This window comes from Cellulomonas sp. EB106-03-03-XG116, assembly GCF_058792015.1.
This window is the reverse complement of record NZ_JBYTEP010000057.1, coordinates 4,888-24,211: the sequence shown is the minus strand read 5'-3', so window position 1 is coordinate 24,211 and position 19,324 is coordinate 4,888. Positions and strand designations below refer to the sequence as shown.

The following is a 19,324-nucleotide window of genomic DNA, read 5'->3' as shown; positions in this document are numbered from 1 at the left end:
GCGCCGGCCCGGCCGGGCCGGGCCGGCGCACCGGGTGGTCAGGAGTCGCCGCCGGCCTCGGTGGCCTCGACGAACGTGGTGTCGAGCAGCGCGTCCACGTCGACCTCGCCGTCGATCTGCTTCAGGTCGGCCATCTGCTCGACGAGCGCGCCGACCTGCGCGGCGTACTCGTCGTCGATCTCCCAGCGCGGCCAGATGTTCTGCACCGCGGTGTCGACGACGGCCTGGTCGATGCCGAACTCGGCGACCACGCCGTCCGCCCACGCCTGCGGGTCGGCGGCCATCTGCTCGGTGGCCCGCACGTGCGTGTCGACGACCTCCTGCACGAGCTCCGGGTCGCTCTCGATGAGCTCGCCGGTCGTGTACAGGCCGATGTTCACGCGGCCGACCGGGGTGTCGTACGGCGAGGCCACCTCGACGGCGCCGGCCTGCAGGGCGGTCGACGGGCCGAGCTCGGCCGAGGCGAACGCGTCGATCCGGCCGGCGGCCAGCGCGCCCGCCATGTCGGAGAACGGCAGGTTGACCAGCTCGAGGTCGGAGTCGGCGTCCATCCCGGCGGCCTCGAGGGTGAGGCGGAGCAGGATCTCCTGCGACGAGCCCTGCGGGTACCCGACGGTCAGGCCGGCCAGCGACTCGACGCCGTCCAGACCCTCGCGGCCGATGATGCCGGAGCCGCCGTCGGCCGCCGCGGCGACCACCACGACGTCCTGGCCCGCCGCGGCGCCCGACACGGCGGACGGGACGCCCGCGACGCCGAAGTCGATGTTGCCGCTCACCACGGCGTTCTTGATGTCGGGCGAGGTGTCGAACTGCACGACCTCGAACTCGACGCCCTCCGGCGCCAGGTCCTCGTAGAGGAACGGGGCGTAGAGGTGCGGCTGGCCCTTGAGGGTGCCGACGGTGACCACGATCGGGCCGTCGCCGTCGGCCGGGGCGGCGCCCGCGGAGTCGGGGGAGCAGGCGGCGAGGCCGGCGACGAGCAGGACGGCGGAGGCGGTCACGAGGGGGCGGCTGAGGCGCACGGGGGTCTCTTCTCTCTCGGCGTGCAGGGGGTCGGGAGGGTGTGGTCGGGAGGTTCGTGGGGGTGGCGCGGCCTACGGCTTCCGGCCGGACCCACGCGGGTCGGCGCCGGCCGCGCCGGGAACCGTGGGCGGGGCGGCGGCGCTCGCGGCGCGGGCGGCGCGCCACCCGCCGAGGTGCGTCACGTCCGCGGCGTCCGGCGCGGCGCCGGGCTGGCCGACGAAGCCGACGACCTCGCGGCCGTCGTCGGTCCGGACCCGGCCGAGGCCGAGCGGCGCCGGGATCGACAGCAGGAGCCGGCCGAGGGCGTCGGGGGTGAGCAGGTACTCCTCGCCCTCCAGGGACCCGCCGGTCCCGGGGGCGACGGCGTGCACCAGCGGCTTCGCCGGGGTCGTCGCCAGCGCGAGCATCCGGTAGTCGGGCGCCGTGCGGACCGGGCCGACCCAGCGGGCGCCGAGCGCCAGCAGCTCCGGGTGCAGCGGCTCGCCGCGGAGGTGCGCGCCGAACACGACGACCGGGACGCCCGCCGTCGGCAGGGGAGCGGGCGCGGGCGCGTCGGCGGCGGGCAGCGTGCGCCACCCGGCGTCGTCGGCCCGGCCGTCCTTCTCCAGCAGCGCGGCGAGGTCGAGCGCGACCTGGTCGTCGAACGCCCGGGTCAGGACGGTGACGCCCGCCTCGCCGGCGCCGGTCGGGCCGAGCGGCATCGCGACGCCGGCCATGTCGAACAGGTTGACGAAGTTGGTGAACAGCCCGAGCCGCGCGTTGGTGGTGAGCGGCGCGGCGGCCACCTCCGCGAGGGTCGGGTGCTCCGGCGCGGTCGGGACGAGCAGGGCGTCGCAGCCGTCGAGCGCGGCGAGCGCCGTGGCCCGCAGGGCGGCGACCTCGTCCCGGGCCGCCTGGTACTCGGCCGCGGAGACCCGGCCGGCGTCGGCGGCGATGCGGGCGACCGACGGGTCCGCACCCTCGGGGTGCTCGGCCAGGTACGCGCCGAACGCTGCGTACCGCTCGGCGACCAGCCCGCCGCCGTACAGCAGCCGGGCGGCGGCGAGGAACGGCGTCAGGTCGACGACCCGCGTGGTCGCGCCCGCCTCGACCAGCCGGGCGACCGCGGCGTCGAACAGCGCCCGCACGCCCGGGGCGACCTCGGCGAGGTCGGCGTCCCGTGGCACCGCGACGACGGGCGCCGCGGGGGCCGCCAGCCGGACGTCCGCCGGCCAGGTGCGCGACGAGGGGTCGAGGGCACTCGGCGCGGCCATCACGGCCATCGCCCGCCGGGCCAGGTCGAGGTCGCGCGCCAGCACGGTCACGCAGTCGTAGGACGCGCACGCCGGCACGACGCCGTCCTTCGGCACCAGCCCGAGCGTCGGCTTGATGCCGACGACCCGGTTGAACGCGGCGGGCACCCGGCCGGAGCCGGCGGTGTCGGTGCCGAGGGCCAGGTCGGCGACCCCGAGCGCGACGGCGACCGCGGACCCGGAGGACGAGCCGCCCGACACCCGGTCCGGCGCCACGGCGCTCGCCACCGCGCCGTACGGGCTGCGGCTGCCGGTGAGCCCGGTCGCGAACTGGTCGAGGTTGGTCTTGCCGAGCACGACGGCCCCGGCGGCGCGCAGCAGGTCCACGACCGTGGCGGACCGCGCGGCGACGACCTGGTGCGCGGGGTGCGCGGCGGTGGTCGGCAGGCCGGCGACGTCGATGTTGTCCTTGACGGCGAGCACCAGCCCGGCCAGCGGCAGCGACTCACCGGCGGCGACGCGGGCATCGACGGCGCGGGCCTCGTCCTCGACGTCTGCGCGGTCGCGGACCAGCGTCCACACGTCGGGGCGGGCGGCCGCCTCCAGGGCGGCGAAGGCGCGGTCGACCCGGTCCAGCGCGGTGCGCGCCGGCCCGGTCGCGGGGGTGGTGGTCGTGGCGGTCATCGCTGCTCCTCGCGGGCCATCAGGCGGGTCATCTCCAGCGCGGCGGCGGCGCGCTCCATCACGACCTCCCGCGAGGCGCCGACGTGGGCGCGCAGCGCCTCCAGCGCCTGCGGCAGCCGGTCGCGCACCACGAGCTCGGCGATGCCGATGTGCTCGGTGATGGTCGCCGCCATCCGGTCCTCGGTGAGGTAGTCGTACATGCGCACCGACCGGATCCGGCGGTTCGTCTGCGCCAGCGCCTGGGTCAGCGCCGGGTTGCCGGAGGAGTCGAGCAGCGTGAAGTGGAACCGCTCGTCCTGGCTGACGAACCCGGCGTCCGGCGCGGGGCGGTCGTCACGGAAGCCGTACCAGTGGTCCAGCTCGCCCTCGAGGCGGGCGCGGTCGTGGTGCACCGTCGGGTCCTCGAGCGCCCGGGTCAGGCCGCGCAGCTCGAGCGTAATCCGCAGCTCGTACAGGTCGGTCAGCTCGCGGAAGCTCGGCACGTACAGGTGCAGGCCGCTCTCGCGCTTCACGACGATCCCGTCGGCCAGCAGGCGGGCCAGCGCCTCGCGCACCGGGGTCCGGGACACGCCGTGCCGCTCGGCCAGCCGCTCCTCGGTCAGCCGCTCGTACGGGGAGACCCGGCCGCTCATCAGCTCGTCGCGGATGGTCAGGTAGACGCGCTCGCGGCGCGAGGTGCCGGACCCCTCGGGGCCGGCCGCGGCTGCCTGTCCCGCGCCGGGGACCACGTCTGTACTCATGTCTGTATACAGAACCGGGTACATGTTTCCGCACGTGGCGGCGGATGTTGCGGGCAGGTGACGATCTGCGCGGGGGCCGACAGCTGCTCACCGCGCCCGCGCGCGCGAGGGCGCGGTGGTCGGCACCGGGCCCGTGGGGGCGCGCAGGGAGTCGTCCCGCGCGCACGTGAGCGCGAACCTGCCCGGACGAGCACCGAGGTGGATCCGGGCTCTGCCCCGCGCGTCAGCGGTGGTGCGGCGGCGTCACGTAGAGCACGTGCTCGGAGTGGTGCAGCACGTTCGTCACGAGCGCCGCGACGTGCTCGTCGGGCTGGCTGTAGTACATCGTCGTGCCGTCGCGGCGGGCGGTGACGAGCCGGCCGGCCCGGAGCCGGGCGAGGTGCTGGGACACCGCCGGCCCGGGGCGCCCGAGCTCCGCGGCGATCGCCGACACCGACATCTCGGTGCCGGCGAGCATGGCCAGGATGGCGAGCCGGGTCCGGTCGGCGAGCAGCCGGAGCACCTCGACGGCGTGGTCGAGGTCGGCGTCCGGGGGCGCGCTGCGCTGCTGCTGCGGGGTGACCACGGTCGTCATGATCGCACCGGTTCCCCGGCCGGGGTCGGCTCGGGGTCGGCCGCGGCGTCGGTGGCGCGGGGCCACAGCGCGGACGCCGCGATCCCGGCGCCCGCTGCCACGACCGCCAGCAGGACCGCGGTCCCGCCCGGCCCGAGCGCGCCGGTGCCGCCGAGCCAGCCGGCCAGCGGGTAGGTGACGAGCCAGCAGGCGTGCGCCAGGGAGAACTGTGCCGCGAACGCCGCGGGGAGGTCCCGCGCGGGCACGCTGCGCCGGACGATGCGGCCGACCGGGGTCTCCACCGCGGACCAGCCGAGCCCGACGACCAGCCACAGCGCGCCGACCGCCGTGAGCCCGGCGGTCCGGGGCGCCGCGAGGGCGAGCGGGACCAGCGCCGTCGCCCCGGCCAGCAGCGCCGCCGCGCCGAGCATCACCCGTCGCTCGGGCGCGCGCCGCAGCACCTGCGGCAGCAGCAGCGCCGCGAGCATCGACCCCGCGCCGTTCACCGCGAGCAGCACCGCGACCGCGCCCTCGCCCGCGCCGAAGGTCGACCTTGCGACGACCACCGTCTGCACGAGCACGAACGCGCCGGACGCGGCCACGGCCAGGTTGAGCGCGAGCACCGGGCGCAGCGCGGGCGTCCGGACCAGCAGCAGCGTGCCGTGGCGCGCGCGCCGGCCGAACGGCGCCTCGGGGCCGTCCTCGTCGGCGGGCCGGGCGCGCGCCGGGACGACGGTCGCCAGCACCAGGACGGCCGACCCGGCGAACCCCGCGGCCGTGCCGAGGAACAGCGTCGACGCGGGCACGACGAGCAGCAGCGCCGCGGCGAGCGCGGGCGAGAGGACGGCCTCGAGGTCGGAGGCGAGCCGGGACAGCGACAGCGCGGCGGTGTAGTCCTCCTCGTCAGGGAGCGCGTCCGGCACCACGGACTGGAAGGTGGGCGTGAACGTCGCCGACGCCGCCTGGAGCACGAACACCAGCAGGTAGACCTGCCAGGCCTGGTCGACGAACGGGAGCCCGAGCGCGACGACGAGCCGCAGCGAGTCGGCGCCGACCAGGACGTGCCGCCGGGGGAGTCGTGCCACGGCCGCGGCCGCCAGCGGGGCGACGAGCACGTAGGCGACCATCTTCACCGCCAGCGCGGTGCCGAGGACGGCGCCGGCGTCGGCGCCCGCCAGGTCGTAGGCGACGAGACCGAGGGCGACGGTCGCGAGGCCGGTGCCGGCCAGGGCGACGACCTGGGCGAGGAACAGCCGGCGGTACACGGGGTGGGAGAGTGCGCGCAGCACTGGACCAGTGTCTGCGTGTCTGCGCGCACACGCAACTATGACGGCCCGTCGCGACACGCCGACGGGCGCACGACACGCCGTGCCTCGACGGGCCCCGACGGGATCCGCGGGCGACGTGCGTCACCCCGCCGTGCGGGTGAATCACGGTCGTCCACATGTGCGCCGCCCTGTGCGTGACCTGGGGATACCTGTGGACGACCAGGCCTTCCAGCAGGCCTCGCCACGCGGGGGAGTGTCAGTGGTCGCCCGTAGCCTGTGGATGAAGTCGGACACCGGGGCGGCGGTGCACAGCCTGTGGAAACGACATGTGTGTAACACCAGCCCTAGTGGTCTCTTGCCGGACGCACCACTAGGTGTAGTGTCGTGACTCGCCGCTGGACGAAGGGCCCGGGGACGTCGAGAGACGCCCGACCGGCCCGGCCGCAGCGGCCCGAGAGCGGCACCACAGCACCACCAGCAGCATGCGGGGCGGGCGCGGGGGCGCACGTACCAGCCAGGCCTTTTCACACCGGGGAGACAGCGATGACCATCACCGTCTACAGCAAGCCGTCCTGCGTCCAGTGCAACGCGACCTACCGCGCCATGGACAAGGCCGGCCTGCAGTACGAGGTCGTGGACATCACGGAGGACGCCGACGCGCGTGACTACGTCATGTCCCTCGGCCACCTGCAGGCCCCGGTCGTCGTGGCCGACGGCAACCACTGGTCGGGCTACCGCCCGGACCAGATCAAGGCGCTCGCCGACCGCGCCGCGGTCTCCGTCGCCTGACGCGGCCGTGCGCCGCCCGGTGACCCGGGCGGCACGGCCGCACGGGTCCACGATCCACCCGGGGCGAGGAGGGGTGGGGCGTTGAGCTCCCTGGTCTACTTCTCCTCCGTCTCGGAGAACACCCGCCGGTTCGTCGACAAGCTGGACATCGACGCCACGCGGATCCCGCTCCGTCCGTCGGAGCCGTTCCTGCACGTGCGGGACCCCTATGTCCTGGTGGTCCCCACGTACGGCGGCGGCAACGAGGGCGGCGCGGTCCCGCGGCAGGTCGTCAAGTTCCTGAACGACGCGACCAACCGCTCCCTGATCCGCGGCGTGATCGCGGCGGGGAACACCAACTTCGGCGCGCACTACTGCATGGCCGGAGACATCATCGCGGCGAAGTGCCAGGTCCCGTACCTGTACGCCTTCGAGCTCATGGGAACGACCGAGGACGTGCGACGCGTCCGAGAGGGATGGGGACGATTTTGGCAGCGACACTCACCGACGCCGGCATGACCGACGCGACCGAGGTCATCACCATCACGCCCGAGATGGACTACCACTCGCTCAACGCGATGCTGAACCTCTACGGCGCGAACGGGGAGATCCAGTTCGACAAGGACCGGGAGGCGGCGCGGCAGTACTTCCTGCAGCACGTCAACCAGAACACGGTCTTCTTCCACGACATCGAGGAGAAGCTCGACTACCTGGTCGAGAACAAGTACTACGAGGCCGAGGTCCTCGCGCAGTACACCCCGGAGTTCATCAAGGCGCTGTTCAAGCACGCGTACTCGAAGAAGTTCCGGTTCCAGACCTTCCTCGGCGCGTTCAAGTACTACACCTCGTACACGCTCAAGACGTTCGACGGCAAGCGGTACCTGGAGCGCTTCGAGGACCGCGTCACCATGGTGGCGCTCGCGCTGGCCGAGGGTGACGAGACCTTCGCGACGCAGCTCGTCGACGAGATCGTGTCCGGCCGCTTCCAGCCGGCGACCCCGACGTTCCTCAACCTCGGCAAGGCGCAGCGCGGCGAGCCCGTGTCCTGCTTCCTGCTGCGCATCGAGGACAACATGGAGTCGATCGCGCGCGGCATCAACTCCGCCCTGCAGCTGTCCAAGCGCGGCGGCGGCGTGGCCCTGCTGCTCTCGAACATCCGCGAGCACGGCGCGCCGATCAAGCACATCGAGAACCAGTCGTCCGGCGTCATCCCCGTGATGAAGCTGCTCGAGGACTCCTTCTCCTACGCGAACCAGCTGGGTGCCCGCCAGGGCGCTGGTGCCGTGTACCTGCACGCGCACCACCCGGACATCATGCGGTTCCTCGACACCAAGCGGGAGAACGCGGACGAGAAGATCCGCATCAAGACCCTGTCGCTGGGCGTCGTCATCCCGGACATCACGTTCGAGCTGGCCAAGAACAACGAGGACATGTACCTGTTCTCGCCGTACGACGTCGAGCGCGTCTACGGCAAGCCGTTCGCCGACGTGAACGTCTCCGAGAACTACCGCGCGATGGTCGACGACGGACGCATCCGCAAGCAGAAGATCAAGGCTCGCGACTTCTTCCAGACGCTGGCCGAGCTGCAGTTCGAGTCGGGCTACCCGTACATCCTGTTCGAGGACACGGCCAACAAGGCCAACCCCATCAAGGGCAAGATCACGCACTCGAACCTGTGCTCGGAGATCCTCCAGGTCTCGACGCCCTCGACCTTCAACGAGGACCTGTCGTACGACCACGTCGGCCGCGACATCTCCTGCAACCTCGGCTCGATGAACATCGCGCTCGCGATGGACTCGCCGGACTTCGGCCGCTCGGTCGAGACCGCGATCCGCGCGCTCACCGCGGTGTCCGACCAGACCGACATCGAGTCGGTGCCGTCCGTGAAGCGGGCGAACCGCGGCGGCCACGCCATCGGCCTCGGGCAGATGAACCTGCACGGGTACCTGGCGCGCGAGCGGATCTTCTACGGGTCCGAGGAGGGCCTGGACTTCACGAACATCTACTTCTACACGGTGGCGTACCACGCCATCCGCGCCTCGAACCTGCTCGCCAAGGAGCGGGGCCAGGCGTTCGCCGGCTTCGAGGACTCGAAGTACGCGACCGGCGAGTACTTCCAGAAGTACATCGAGGGCACCTGGGTGCCGAAGACGGCCCGCGTCGCCGAGCTGTTCGCCACCTCCGGCGTGCACATCCCGACGCAGGACGACTGGCGCGAGCTGGCGGAGTCGGTGCGCGAGCACGGCATCTACAACCAGAACCTCCAGGCGGTCCCGCCGACGGGCTCGATCTCGTACATCAACAACTCGACGTCGTCGATCCACCCGATCGCGTCGAAGATCGAGATCCGCAAGGAGGGCAAGCTCGGGCGCGTGTACTACCCGGCGCCGTTCATGACGAACGACAACCTGGAGTACTACGACGACGCGTACGAGATCGGCTACGAGAAGATCATCGACACGTACGCCGAGGCCACGCAGCACGTGGACCAGGGCCTGTCGCTGACCCTGTTCTTCAAGGACACCGCCACCACCCGCGACATCAACAAGGCGCAGATCTACGCCTGGCGCAAGGGCATCAAGACGATCTACTACATCCGCCTGCGGCAGATGGCGCTCGAGGGCACCGAGGTCGAGGGCTGCGTCTCCTGCATGCTCTGACGCGACGTGCGCCGGCCGGGTCCTGACCCGGCCGGCGCGCTCGCGCGAGGGTGCACCATAGGGGGCAGACCGAGGCGGGCACCGACCCGCACGAGCCGCGGAGGGCGCGGCACCGGACACGACATGGAGCAGTGATGGCCGAGAAGCTGAAGTTGGTCGACCGGGTCCAGGCGATCAACTGGAACCGCGTCGAGGACGAGAAGGACGTCGAGGTCTGGGACCGGCTCGTCGGCAACTTCTGGCTCCCCGAGAAGGTGCCGGTGTCGAACGACATCCAGTCCTGGGCGACGCTGTCCGACGTCGAGAAGCAGATGACGACCCGCGTGTTCACGGGCCTGACCCTGCTCGACACGATCCAGGGCACCGTCGGCGCCGTCTCGCTCATCCCGGACGCGCTGACCCCCCACGAGGAGGCGGTGTACACCAACATCGCGTTCATGGAGTCGGTGCACGCCAAGTCGTACTCGTCGATCTTCTCGACGCTGATCTCGACGCGCGAGATCGACGAGGCCTTCCGCTGGTCGGAGGAGAACCCGAACCTGCAGCGCAAGGCCGAGATCGTCCTCGACTACTACCGGGGCGACGAGCCGCTCAAGCGCAAGGTCGCCTCGACCATGCTCGAGTCGTTCCTGTTCTACTCCGGCTTCTACGCGCCGATGTACTGGTCCTCGCGGGCCAAGCTCACCAACACGGCCGACCTGATCCGCCTCATCATCCGTGACGAGGCCGTGCATGGGTACTACATCGGCTACAAGTTCCAGAAGGGCCTCGAGAAGCTCACCGAGCCCGAGCGCCAGGAGCTGAAGGACTACACCTTCGAGCTGCTCTTCGAGCTGTACGACAACGAGGTGGAGTACACCCAGGACCTGTACGACCCCCTGGGCCTCACCGAGGACGTCAAGGCGTTCCTGCGGTACAACGCCAACAAGGCCCTGATGAACCTGGGCTACGAGGCGCTCTTCCCGAAGGACGAGACGAACGTCAACCCGGCGATCCTCTCGGCCCTGTCCCCGAACGCCGACGAGAACCACGACTTCTTCTCCGGCTCGGGCTCCTCGTACGTCATCGGCAAGGCCGTGAACACCGAGGACGAGGACTGGGACTTCTGATCCCGGCCTGACTCCGCAGCACCGACCGCCCCGTCGAGCCCCGCGCTCGGCGGGGCGTCGTCGTCGCGGCGGCTCGACGGGGCGGTCAGCCGTCCGCGCGCGCCGCGTCGACGAGCACCGTCACCTGGTCGTCGTCGACCACGACGAACCCGCCGGTGATGTGCAGCTCGACCTCGGCGCCGTCCACCGGCACGACCCGCACCGCGCCCGCGCCGAGCAGCGCCGCCACCGGCTCGTGGCGCGCGAGGATGCCGAGCGAGCCTGCCACGGACGGCACCGTGACGCGCACCGCCGGTCCCGACAGCAGCACCCGGTCGGGCGCGACCACGGTGACGGACATCGCGCGGGGGGCGGTCGGGTCCGACGCAGCGTCGGGCTGGGGGGCGGTCACGCGAGTGGTCCTGACGTCCGGGGGCGGGTCCGTCGAGTCTCCCGGCCCCGGAGGCGCGATCGGGGTCCCGAAGGTCGTGACCCCCGGGCGGTCGGCTGTGCTACCGCCCGCCCGCGACGTCGTCCGTCGTCGCGGCGCCCGCCCCGCGCCGCGTCCGCAGCCACTGCACCAGGCTCGTCACCACCGTGAGCCCGACCGCCACGACCACCAGCCCGGTGACGTACCGCTCGAGCCCGGGGACCCGGGTGCCGAGCGCCCAGCCGGCCAGCGGGATCGCGCTCGCCCACACGGCGCCGCCCACGACCTGCCACACGGTGAAGGTGCGCGCCGGGACCTGCGTCATCCCGGCGAGCGGGTTGATCACCGTCCGGACGACCGGGATGAACCGCGCGAGCACGATCGTGCGCGCCGTCCCGTACCGCTCGACCATCGCCCCGGCGCGGTCGAGCGCCGCGTGCAGCCGCCCGTCGGGGGAGGTCCGGGTGACCCACCGCCCACCCGCGCGGCCGAGCAGGTAGCCGCCCTGGGCGCCGAGCAGCGCGCCGGCGGTCGCGGCGAGGAGGACGCCCACGAGCGGGAGGCGCGGCTCGGGGCCGGCGGCGAAGACGCCCGCGGCGAGGAGCAGCGTGTCGCCCGGCAGCAGGAACCCGACGAGCAGCCCGGTCTCGAGCAGCAGGATCACGAAGATCCCGCCGACCCCGAACGCCGTGAGGAGGCTGCCGGGGTCGAGGAGGTTCACCTGTCCAGTATCCGCCCGTCCGCGAGTCATGGGATGACGCCGGCGGGTGACCGCGGGGTGACGCGCGACTCCCTCCCCGCGTCGGACGCCCGCAGTCGCCCCGTGGACGAGGAGCGCGTCGCACCGCGTACCGTCGCCCCGTGCCCTCCCTGCTGCTGCTCTCGCTCGGCCACGGCGCCGTGCCCGCCTTCCTCGCCGACCACGCGCCCGCCGACCGCCCGCTCGCCATCGGCTACGTCCCCGACGCGGCCCGCGCCGACGCGGCCGCGCCGTGGGCCGTCGCCGAGCGGGACCGGGTCGCCGCCCTCGGGCACGCGGTGGTCGACGTCCGCCTCACCGGTGCGACCGCCCAGGAGGTGGCCGACGCCCTGGACGGCGTCGACGCGCTCTACGTCGCCGGCGGCAACACGTTCGCGCTGCTCGACGCCCTGCGGTCGTCCGGGGCGGACGCGGTGGTCGCCGAGCGCGTCCGCGACGGGCTGCCGTACATCGGGTCGAGCGCGGGGTCGATCGTCGCCGGGCCGAGCGCCGAGCCGGCGACGCTCATGGACGACCCGGCCGAGGCCCCGGGGCTGACCGACCGGCGCGGTCTCGGGCTGACCGACGCGGTCGTCGTGCCGCACGCCGACGGGAAGCTGCCGCCGTACCCGCTGGAGCTGATCGGCCGGACGCTCGACCGGTACGGCTCGGACCACGAGCTGGTCCCGCTGTGCGACGACGAGGCGCTGCTGGTCACCGGGCCCGGGTGGAAGGTCGTCGCCTCGGCCTGACCCGTCGAGAGGGGTACTGACAGGGCCCCGCTCCCGGCGTGAGACCGCGCCGCGGAGGGGGCAGGGTGGAGGGGCATCCCGATCCACTCCTGAAGGAGATCCCCCACCCGATGCGTGCCACCTTCATGTACGGCGCGGGCGACGTCCGCGTCGAGCAGACCGCCGAGCCCGTCATCCAGCAGCCCACCGACGCGATCGTCCGCACGGTCCGCGCGTGCGTCTGCGGCTCGGACCTGCACCCGTACCACTCGATGCCCGCCTCCGAGCGCGGCCAGTCGATGGGCCACGAGCTGATCGGCGTCGTCGAGGAGACCGGCTCGGCCGTCACCTCGGTGACGAAGGGCGACTTCGTCATCGCCCCGTTCGCGTTCAGCGACAACACCTGCCCGATCTGCCGCGACGGCTTCCAGACCGCGTGCCCCCACGGCGGGTTCTACGCCACCCCGCAGACGAACGGCCTGCAGGCCGAGCTGTCCCGCATCCCGCTGGCCGACGGCAGCCTCGTGGTGGTCCCGGACGTGGACCCGGCGACCGCGGACGAGTCGCTGCTCGCCTCGCTGCTCACCCTGTCCGACGTGTACCTGACCGGCTACCACGCCGCGCACATGGGCCGGGTCGAGGCCGGGAAGTCCGTCACCGTGATCGGCGACGGCGCGGTCGGCCTGTCCGCCGTGCTCGCCGCGAAGCAGCTCGGCGCGGAGCGGATCGTGCTCATGGGCCGGCACACCGCGCGCACCGACCTCGGCCGCGAGCTCGGCGCCACCGACGTGGTCGCCGAGCGGGGCGACGAGGGCGTCGCGCGCGTCCTCGACCTGACCGACGGCGAGGGCACGCACGTGGTGCTGGAGGCCGTCGGCCACATGCCCGCGTACGAGCAGGCCTACGGCGTCGTGCGGTCCGGCGGCGTGATCTCCCGGGTCGGCGTGCCGCAGTACGAGGACGCGCCGGTCGGGTTCGGGTCGCTGTTCGGCCGGAACATCACGCTCAACGGCGGCCCGGCGCCCGTCCGCGCGTACCTGGAGGACGCGATCCGGCAGGTCCTCGACGGCACGATCGAGCCCGGCCGCGTGTTCGACCGGACCCTGTCGCTCGACGACGCCGCCGAGGGCTACCGCGCCATGGACGCCCGCGAGGCGCTCAAGGTCATGCTCCGCCCCTGACCCACCGGACACCGGCCCCGGCGCGCGCCGCCGGGGCCGGCGTCCTCGCACCAGGAGGACCACCCGTGGACCTGACGACCTTCCTCGCCCACGTCGACGCCGGCCGGACCGTCGTGGGCGGCTCCCCGGAGCACGCGTTCATGCACGGCGCGGCCCAGGACGCGCTCCGCGTGGTCGCGGAGCTCAACGGCGGCTACCGCAGCCCCGACGAGGTGCGCGCGCTGCTGGCCCGGCTCACCGGCCGCCCGGTCGACGCGTCCGTGACGCTGTTCCCGCCCTTCTTCTCCGAGTTCGGCAAGAACCTGGTGCTCGGCCCCGGCGTGTTCGTCAACCAGGGCTGCCGGTTCCAGGACACGGGCGGCATCCGGATCGGCGAGGGCACCCTGATCGGGCACGGCACGACGCTGACGACGCTCGACCACGCGCTCGACCCGTCCCGCCGCGCCGACATGACGCCCGCGCCCGTCGTCATCGGCCGCCGGGTGTGGCTCGGCGCGTCGGTGACGGTCGTCCCCGGCGTGACGATCGGCGACGGGGCGGTCGTCGGGGCCGGTGCCGTCGTCACCAAGGACGTCGCCCCGGACACGGTGGTGGCGGGCGTGCCGGCGCGCCTCGTCCGACCGACCGGGTTCGACTCGTCCGCGACCTGACGCGGCCCGGCGGCGGCCCGGGCCGACATGTACGGTCGTACGCATGACGACCGACCACTTCGCCGGCGACCCGCGCACGAACCACGAGCGGATGCTCGCGGGCGACCTGTACATCGCCGACGACCCCACGATCGCCGCGGCGCAGGCGAGGGCCGTGCGGACCGCGGCCCGGTTCGCCGCCGCGTACGCCGACGACCCGGACGCCGGCCAGGCCGTCCTCGCGGAGCTGTTCAGTAGCATCGGGGAGGGCACGCACGTGCGCGCGCCCGTGCACGTCGACTACGGCGACCGGATCAGCGTCGGCGCGCGGACGTTCATCAACATGGGCCTGACCGCCCTGGACGTCGCACCGATCACGATCGGCGACGACTGCCAGATCGGCCCGCACGTGCAGCTGCTCACCCCGACCCACCCGGTCGAGGCGCAGCCGCGCCGCGACAAGCTCGAGGCGGCGAAGCCCATCGTCATCGGCGACAACGTCTGGCTCGGCGGCGGCGTCATCGTGTGCCCCGGCGTGACGATCGGCGAGAACTCGGTCGTCGGCGCCGGCTCCGTCGTCACCAAGGACGTCCCGCCGGGCGTGGTGGCCGTCGGGAACCCGGCCCGGGTGATCCGCGAGATCATCTGAGGCATGACGTCGACCGAGCCCGTGCCCACCCGCACCCGTCGCGTCGACCCGGGCCGGCGCGACCGGATCATCGACGCCTGCCTCGAGGTGATCGCGACGGACGGCGTCGACGGCACGTCGCACCGCCGCGTCGCGGAGGCCGCGGGCGTGCCGCTGGGCTCGATGACCTACCACTTCACCGGGCGCGAGGAGCTGCTGCGCGAGGCGTTCACCCGGTTCGCGAAGACGGTCGCGGACCGGGTGACCGCCCGGATGCAGGCGGTGCCCCCGGGCGATGTCGAGGCGGGGATCCGCGCGGTCGTGGACTCGATCCTGCAGGACGTCTTCCCGACGTCGCGGGAGCTCGTCCTGACTCACGAGCTGTACACGCTGGCCGCCCGGGACGCGTCCTACCGGACGCTCACGCACACCTGGATGCGCGGCAGCCGCGCGGCGCTCGAGCGGTGCTTCGACCCGGTGACGGCGCGGGTCCTGGACGCCCTGGTCGAGGGCATGACGATCCACCGGGCGCTCGACGACGAGCCCCACGACGACGCCGACGTCGAGCTGGCCGTCCGCCGGATCGTGCGCGCCTGACGCCCGGGAGCACGCCGCGTGCGGCGCGGCCGCCCCGTAGGGTCGCCGCATGACGACTCCGCTCCCCGCGCCGGCCGCCGGGGCCTGAGCCGCCGCCGTGCTCCTGGTCCTCGTGCTCGCCGGCCTCGCCGTCGCCGTGCTGTCCCGGCGCTCCGCGTGGGTCCGCGACCGGCTGCCGGTCCCGGCGACGACGATCCTGGCATGGTCCGCGGCGGGGGCGGTCGGCCTCGGGCTGGCGGACGTCGGCGGGGGAGCAGGGCGCACCGCGCTCGCCGGCGCCGTCGCGGTCGCGGCCGGGGTGCTGGCGGTCGTCGCGGCGGGGTGGCTCGTCGGCCTCGTGCGCCCGCGCCTGGCCCGCCGCCGGGCGCGGCGCGCGGGTGGCACGCCCGTCGCGCAGCGGGCGGTCGCGCTGGCCGACCGGCACCCGCTGACGGTGCGCGGCTGGGGCGTCGCGTCGCTCGCGGTGCGCTCGGTCGTGCGGTCGGGCGAGGTGCGGATCACCGGTCTGGCCGCCGAGATGACCTACTACGCACTGATCTCGCTGGTGCCGATCGCCACCGCGCTGGGTGCGAGCCTCGGGTACCTGCGGCCGCTGCTCGGCGACGAGCAGGTCGACGAGATCCGCACGAGCGTCGTGGACGGGCTCGCGACGGTGTTCGCCCAGCAGGTGGCGAGCGACGTGCTGGCGCCGCTGGTCGACGGCCTCCTGGACGAGCGGCGCGGCGGGTTCGCCCTGGGGGCGCTCGCGGTGACGCTCTACCTGGCGAGCCGGGTGTTCCGGGCCGCGGTGCGGGCGCTGGACGACGCCTACCGCGTCGAGTCCCGGCAGAACATCGTGACGCAGTACCTGCTCGGGTTCGCGTTCACGATCGGTGCGCTGGTCACGCTGGTGACGGTCCTGCTGCTGGTCGTCGTCGGGCCGCTGCTGGGCGGGGGCGACGCGCTCGCGGACCGCCTGGGCCTGGGGGACGCGTTCCGCGCGGCGTGGTCGGTGCTGCGCTGGCCCGCGGTGCTGGTGCTGGGCGGGGCGTTCCTCACCCTGCTGTACCGGTACGCGCCGAACGTCGTGAGCACCTGGCGGCGCTGCCTGCCCGGCGCGGTGGTGGGGACGCTCGGGGTGCTGCTGGTCTCGACCGGGTTCGTGGCCTACGTGGCCGTCGCGGTGCCGGACACGCCCGGTGCCGACGCCGGCAGCGCGGCGGTCGTGCAGGCCGCCGCGCAGATGCTCGGCCTCGTGCTGGCGGCGGCCCTGTGGATCTGGCTGTCGAGCGTCGCGGTGCTGCTGGGCGGGGTGCTGAACGCCGAGGTGGACGCGGCGCGGCCGCGGGCGCGCCGCGCGGCGGCCCCCGCGCCGGTCGCCGCCGCACCCGGCCCCTGAGGGGCCCCCGATCCCGGCTACCGTCGACGCATGGTGCACCAGGAGGCCGAGGTGATCGGCGGGCTGACGGCGGACGAGGTCCGCGAGCGGGTCGCCCGCGGCGACGTGAACCGGGTCGAGACCGGCACCAGCCGCAGCCTGGCCGAGATCGTGCGCAGCAACACCCTCACGCGCGTCAACGCGATCTACCTGGTGCTGTTCCTCGTGGTGCTGAGCACGGGCCACCTGCTCGACGGCCTGTTCGGGCTGCTCATCGTCGTGAACAGCGCCGCCGGCATGGTCCAGGAGGTGCGCGCCAAGCGCACCCTGGACCGGCTGGCGCTGCTCAACCGGTCGCCCGTGACGGTCCAGCGCGCCGCGGGCGTCGTGGAGCTCGACCCCGCCGAGCTGGTCGTCGACGACCTGGTGCGGCTGGCCGCGGGCGACCAGGTGCCGGTCGACGGCGAGCTGGTCGGCACGGCCGGCCTCGAGGTCGACGAGTCCCTGCTCACCGGCGAGTCGGAGCCGGTGCTCCCCGCCCCGGGCGACCGGCTGTTGTCGGGCAGCGTCGTCGTGGCCGGGTCCGGGGTGCTGCGCGCGAGCCGGGTCGGCGAGGACGCGTACGCCGCGCGCCTGTCCCGGGAGGCCGCCGCGTTCAAGAAGCCGTCGTCGGACCTGCGCGCCGGGATCGACCGGATCCTGCGCTACATCACCTGGGCGCTGGTGCCCGTGGCGGCGCTCACCGTGGTCAACCAGCTCTGGATCAACGACCAGGCCCCCAGCGACGCCCTGCGCGGCATGGTCGCGGCCGTGGTGCCGATGGTGCCCGAGGGGCTGGTGCTGATGACGAGCGTCGCGATGGCGGTCGGCGTGATCCGGCTCGGCCGCCGGCAGTGCCTGGTGCAGGACCTGCCCGCGATGGAGTCGCTCGCCCGGGTCGACGTCGTGTGCTTCGACAAGACCGGCACGCTGACCGAGGACGGGATGCGGGTCCGGTCGGTCGAGGTGCTGGACCCCGCGCTCGGCCCGGAGCAGGTCGCGACCGTGCTCGCGACGCTGGGCGCAGCCGAGGAGCGGCCGAACGCCAGCCTGCGGGCCGTCGTCGAGCACGTCGGCGACCGGGAGCCCGCCGCCACCGCCGCCGTCGTGCCGTTCTCCTCCGCCCGCCGGTGGGCCGCGGTGCAGACCGCGGACGGCCGGGCCTGGGCGCTCGGGGCGCCGGACGTGCTGCTGCCGCCCGGGCACCCGGCGCTCCTGCGGGTCGCGGACGAGGCCGGGCAGGGCCGCCGGGTGCTGGCCCTCGCCGCCCTCGACGGTGCGCCGGACGCGGCGGCGCTGCCCGCCGGCCGCCACGCGGCCGCGCTGGTGGTCCTCGACCAGCGGATCCGCCCCGAGGCCGCCGGCACGCTCGCGTACTTCGCCCGGCAGCAGGTGGCCGTCAAGGTCGTCTCCGGGGACGCGCCGAACGCCGTCGCGGCCGTGGCGGGTCAGGTGGGCCTGCCCGCCGGCGCGGTGCTGGACGCGCGCGAGCTGCCGCAGGAGCAGGAGGCGCTCGCGGACGCCGCGGAGCGCGCCGTGGTGCTGGGCCGGGTCGCCCCGGAGCAGAAGCGCGGGCTGGTGCGGGCGCTGACCGCGCGCGGGCACACGGTGGCGATGACCGGCGACGGCGTGAACGACGTGCTCGCGCTCAAGGACGCCGACGTCGGCGTCGCCATGGGCAACGGCAGCCCGGCCGCGCGGGCGGTGGCGCGGATCGTGCTGCTCGACAGCGACTTCGCCACGCTGCCGCACGTCGTGGCCGAGGGCCGGCGGGTCATCGCGAACATCGAGCGGGTCGCGACGCTGTTCCTGTCCAAGACGGTGTACTCGATCCTGCTGGCGCTGGTCGTCGCCGTCAGCGCCGTGCCGTTCCCGCTGCTGCCCCGGCACGTCACGCTCATCGCCTGGTTCACGATCGGCATCCCCGCGACCGTGCTCGGGCTCGCCCCCAACCAGGAGGCCGCCCGGCCCGGGTTCGTGCGGCGGGTGCTGACGGCCGCGGTCCCCGGCGGCGTGGCGGTGGCCGCGGCGGCCTACGGCGCCTACGTGGCCGCGCGCGCGGTCATCGGCGACGGCCAGGCCACGCACGTGCTGACCGCGACGGCCGCGTTCCTCGCGCTGGTGCTCACCGCGTTCGACGTGCTGATCGAGGTGGCCCGGCCGCTGCAGCCCTGGAAGGCCGGGCTGGTGGCGGCGATGGTGCTGGGCATGGCGCTCGCGGTCGGCACGCCGATCGGGCAGCGGCTGTTCGTCCTGGACCCCACCGACGCCCGGGTCTGGGCGGTCGCGGTGCCCGCCGCGGTGGTCGGCGTGCTGCTGCGCCGGGTGACCGCCGCGCTGCTGCGCCGTGCGGGTGCGCGCCGGTCGGACGGAAATGCGTGACGCCGGTGTTGCGAAATGCCCGGGGGGCGGTGCGCCGGTTCCTTTTCCGATGAATGTCGGGGCGCTGGCCAGCGGATTCGCGGGTAAGCCAGGCCTTCCTTTCTAGACGCGCGGAAATCCGCGGCCTACCGTCGGGCGGGTCAGGACACGCACGCCCCCTCGACCCCCGGAGGTCCCGCGATGAGCACCCTCATGGACCAGCCGCCCGTCTCCGAGTGCTCCGTCGACGGGTGCTCGTACAACCACGAGCACGCGTGCAGCGCCGCCGCCATCACGATCGCCGGCTCGGCCGGGGACGCGAAGTGCGCGACGTTCATCCCGCTGAACGTCAAGGGCGGGCTCGACCGCGTCGTCTCGCACGTCGGCGCCTGCCAGCGCACGGACTGCACGCACAACGAGCACCTCACCTGCGCGGCGGACGCCGTGCGCGTGGGCGCCGGCCACGACCTGGCCGACTGCCTCACCTACGCCCCGGCCTGAGCCGCGCGCGAAGGCGCCCCGCCCCCGGGCTGCGCTGCGCCCCGCGACACTGGAAGGTTGTGGAGGGAAAAGAGAAGGGGGGGTCGGTACAAAGAGTCAACGGTGGGGGGGGGGG

The 19,324-nt window shown here is 73.9% G+C and carries 19 protein-coding genes; 12 read left to right on the top strand and 7 right to left on the bottom strand.

All coding sequences use genetic code 11. From position 1 onward, the window contains the following. Nucleotides 1-38 precede the first annotated feature (38 nt). The 5 genes from AC3WUG_RS16705 to AC3WUG_RS16685 all read right to left on the bottom strand — a co-directional run bounded on the left by AC3WUG_RS16705 (nt 39) and on the right by AC3WUG_RS16685 (nt 5,521). Entirely contained in the window at nt 39-1,022 is a 984-nt protein-coding gene (locus AC3WUG_RS16705; RefSeq protein WP_492328693.1) for an ABC transporter substrate-binding protein, read from the bottom strand. 72 nt (nt 1,023-1,094) lie between these two features. Next, nucleotides 1,095-2,939, bottom strand: coding sequence for an allophanate hydrolase (atzF, locus tag AC3WUG_RS16700; protein ID WP_492328692.1), 1,845 nt, complete (start codon nt 2,937-2,939; stop codon nt 1,095-1,097). Then, a complete protein-coding gene (locus AC3WUG_RS16695; RefSeq protein ID WP_492328691.1) occupies nt 2,936-3,679 on the bottom strand; it encodes a GntR family transcriptional regulator in 744 nt (247 codons plus the stop codon). Before AC3WUG_RS16695 ends, atzF begins: the two co-directional genes overlap by 4 nt. 223 nt (nt 3,680-3,902) lie before the next feature. Further along, nucleotides 3,903-4,253: an ArsR/SmtB family transcription factor gene (locus AC3WUG_RS16690; RefSeq protein WP_492328690.1), complete on the bottom strand. Its 351-nt coding sequence runs from the start codon at nt 4,251-4,253 to the stop codon at nt 3,903-3,905. Further along, complete coding sequence (locus AC3WUG_RS16685) at nt 4,250-5,521, bottom strand: MFS transporter (protein ID WP_492328689.1); 1,272 nt, start codon at nt 5,519-5,521, stop codon at nt 4,250-4,252. Before AC3WUG_RS16685 ends, AC3WUG_RS16690 begins: the two co-directional genes overlap by 4 nt. A gap of 522 nt (nt 5,522-6,043) precedes the next feature. Between AC3WUG_RS16685 and nrdH the strand changes: the two genes are divergently transcribed. From nrdH to nrdF, 4 genes are all read left to right on the top strand, one after another. Then, entirely contained in the window at nt 6,044-6,289 is a 246-nt protein-coding gene (nrdH, locus tag AC3WUG_RS16680) for a glutaredoxin-like protein NrdH (protein ID WP_147795259.1), read from the top strand. Between the two features lie 81 nt (nt 6,290-6,370). Next, entirely contained in the window at nt 6,371-6,787 is a 417-nt protein-coding gene (nrdI, locus tag AC3WUG_RS16675) for a class Ib ribonucleoside-diphosphate reductase assembly flavoprotein NrdI (RefSeq protein WP_147795260.1), read from the top strand. Beyond that, nucleotides 6,784-8,928, top strand: a complete 2,145-nt coding sequence (gene nrdE / locus AC3WUG_RS16670) for a class 1b ribonucleoside-diphosphate reductase subunit alpha (protein WP_492328688.1) — start codon at nt 6,784-6,786, stop codon at nt 8,926-8,928. Before nrdI ends, nrdE begins: the two co-directional genes overlap by 4 nt. 134 nt (nt 8,929-9,062) lie before the next feature. Further along, nucleotides 9,063-10,037, top strand: coding sequence for a class 1b ribonucleoside-diphosphate reductase subunit beta (gene nrdF, locus AC3WUG_RS16665; protein ID WP_147795262.1), 975 nt, complete (start codon nt 9,063-9,065; stop codon nt 10,035-10,037). 85 nt (nt 10,038-10,122) lie between these two features. On the opposite strand, the gene AC3WUG_RS16660 is transcribed toward nrdF, so the two are convergent. Both AC3WUG_RS16660 and AC3WUG_RS16655 read right to left on the bottom strand, forming a co-directional pair. Continuing rightward, nucleotides 10,123-10,428: a hypothetical protein gene (locus AC3WUG_RS16660; protein WP_492328687.1), complete on the bottom strand. Its 306-nt coding sequence runs from the start codon at nt 10,426-10,428 to the stop codon at nt 10,123-10,125. Between the two features lie 100 nt (nt 10,429-10,528). Next, on the bottom strand, nt 10,529-11,167 hold the full coding sequence (locus AC3WUG_RS16655) for a DedA family protein (protein ID WP_492328686.1): 639 nt from the start codon (nt 11,165-11,167) through the stop codon (nt 10,529-10,531). A gap of 140 nt (nt 11,168-11,307) precedes the next feature. Between AC3WUG_RS16655 and AC3WUG_RS16650 the strand changes: the two genes are divergently transcribed. From AC3WUG_RS16650 to AC3WUG_RS16615, 8 genes are all read left to right on the top strand, one after another. Beyond that, entirely contained in the window at nt 11,308-11,937 is a 630-nt protein-coding gene (locus AC3WUG_RS16650) for a Type 1 glutamine amidotransferase-like domain-containing protein (RefSeq protein ID WP_492328685.1), read from the top strand. 110 nt (nt 11,938-12,047) lie between these two features. Beyond that, on the top strand, nt 12,048-13,097 hold the full coding sequence (locus AC3WUG_RS16645; protein ID WP_492328684.1) for a zinc-binding dehydrogenase: 1,050 nt from the start codon (nt 12,048-12,050) through the stop codon (nt 13,095-13,097). A gap of 65 nt (nt 13,098-13,162) precedes the next feature. Continuing rightward, nucleotides 13,163-13,747: a DapH/DapD/GlmU-related protein gene (locus tag AC3WUG_RS16640; RefSeq protein ID WP_492328683.1), complete on the top strand. Its 585-nt coding sequence runs from the start codon at nt 13,163-13,165 to the stop codon at nt 13,745-13,747. Between the two features lie 43 nt (nt 13,748-13,790). Continuing rightward, complete coding sequence (locus AC3WUG_RS16635) at nt 13,791-14,375, top strand: sugar O-acetyltransferase (protein WP_492328682.1); 585 nt, start codon at nt 13,791-13,793, stop codon at nt 14,373-14,375. A 3-nt stretch (nt 14,376-14,378) separates the two neighbouring features. Further along, nucleotides 14,379-14,951 carry a TetR/AcrR family transcriptional regulator gene (locus AC3WUG_RS16630; RefSeq protein WP_492328681.1) on the top strand — a complete coding sequence of 191 codons (573 nt, stop codon included), beginning with the start codon at nt 14,379-14,381 and terminating at the stop codon, nt 14,949-14,951. A 97-nt stretch (nt 14,952-15,048) separates the two neighbouring features. Further along, nucleotides 15,049-16,329, top strand: a complete 1,281-nt coding sequence (locus tag AC3WUG_RS16625) for a YihY/virulence factor BrkB family protein (RefSeq protein ID WP_492328680.1) — start codon at nt 15,049-15,051, stop codon at nt 16,327-16,329. A 30-nt stretch (nt 16,330-16,359) separates the two neighbouring features. Further along, nucleotides 16,360-18,729 carry an HAD-IC family P-type ATPase gene (locus tag AC3WUG_RS16620; protein WP_492328679.1) on the top strand — a complete coding sequence of 790 codons (2,370 nt, stop codon included), beginning with the start codon at nt 16,360-16,362 and terminating at the stop codon, nt 18,727-18,729. Between the two features lie 180 nt (nt 18,730-18,909). After that, a complete protein-coding gene (locus AC3WUG_RS16615; protein WP_147795272.1) occupies nt 18,910-19,209 on the top strand; it encodes a DUF1540 domain-containing protein in 300 nt (99 codons plus the stop codon). Nucleotides 19,210-19,324 lie beyond the last annotated feature (115 nt).

Coding starts and splice junctions, on each gene's coding strand:
- atzF (WP_492328692.1), bottom strand. CDS start 2,939: ATGACCGCCACGACCACCACCCCCGCGACCGGGCCGGCGCGCACCGCG.
- AC3WUG_RS16695 (WP_492328691.1), bottom strand. CDS start 3,679: ATGAGTACAGACGTGGTCCCCGGCGCGGGACAGGCAGCCGCGGCCGGC.
- AC3WUG_RS16690 (WP_492328690.1), bottom strand. CDS start 4,253: ATGACGACCGTGGTCACCCCGCAGCAGCAGCGCAGCGCGCCCCCGGAC.
- nrdH (WP_147795259.1), top strand. CDS start 6,044: ATGACCATCACCGTCTACAGCAAGCCGTCCTGCGTCCAGTGCAACGCG.
- nrdE (WP_492328688.1), top strand. CDS start 6,784: ATGACCGACGCGACCGAGGTCATCACCATCACGCCCGAGATGGACTAC.
- nrdF (WP_147795262.1), top strand. CDS start 9,063: ATGGCCGAGAAGCTGAAGTTGGTCGACCGGGTCCAGGCGATCAACTGG.
- AC3WUG_RS16645 (WP_492328684.1), top strand. CDS start 12,048: ATGCGTGCCACCTTCATGTACGGCGCGGGCGACGTCCGCGTCGAGCAG.
- AC3WUG_RS16635 (WP_492328682.1), top strand. CDS start 13,791: ATGACGACCGACCACTTCGCCGGCGACCCGCGCACGAACCACGAGCGG.
- AC3WUG_RS16630 (WP_492328681.1), top strand. CDS start 14,379: ATGACGTCGACCGAGCCCGTGCCCACCCGCACCCGTCGCGTCGACCCG.
- AC3WUG_RS16620 (WP_492328679.1), top strand. CDS start 16,360: ATGGTGCACCAGGAGGCCGAGGTGATCGGCGGGCTGACGGCGGACGAG.
- AC3WUG_RS16615 (WP_147795272.1), top strand. CDS start 18,910: ATGAGCACCCTCATGGACCAGCCGCCCGTCTCCGAGTGCTCCGTCGAC.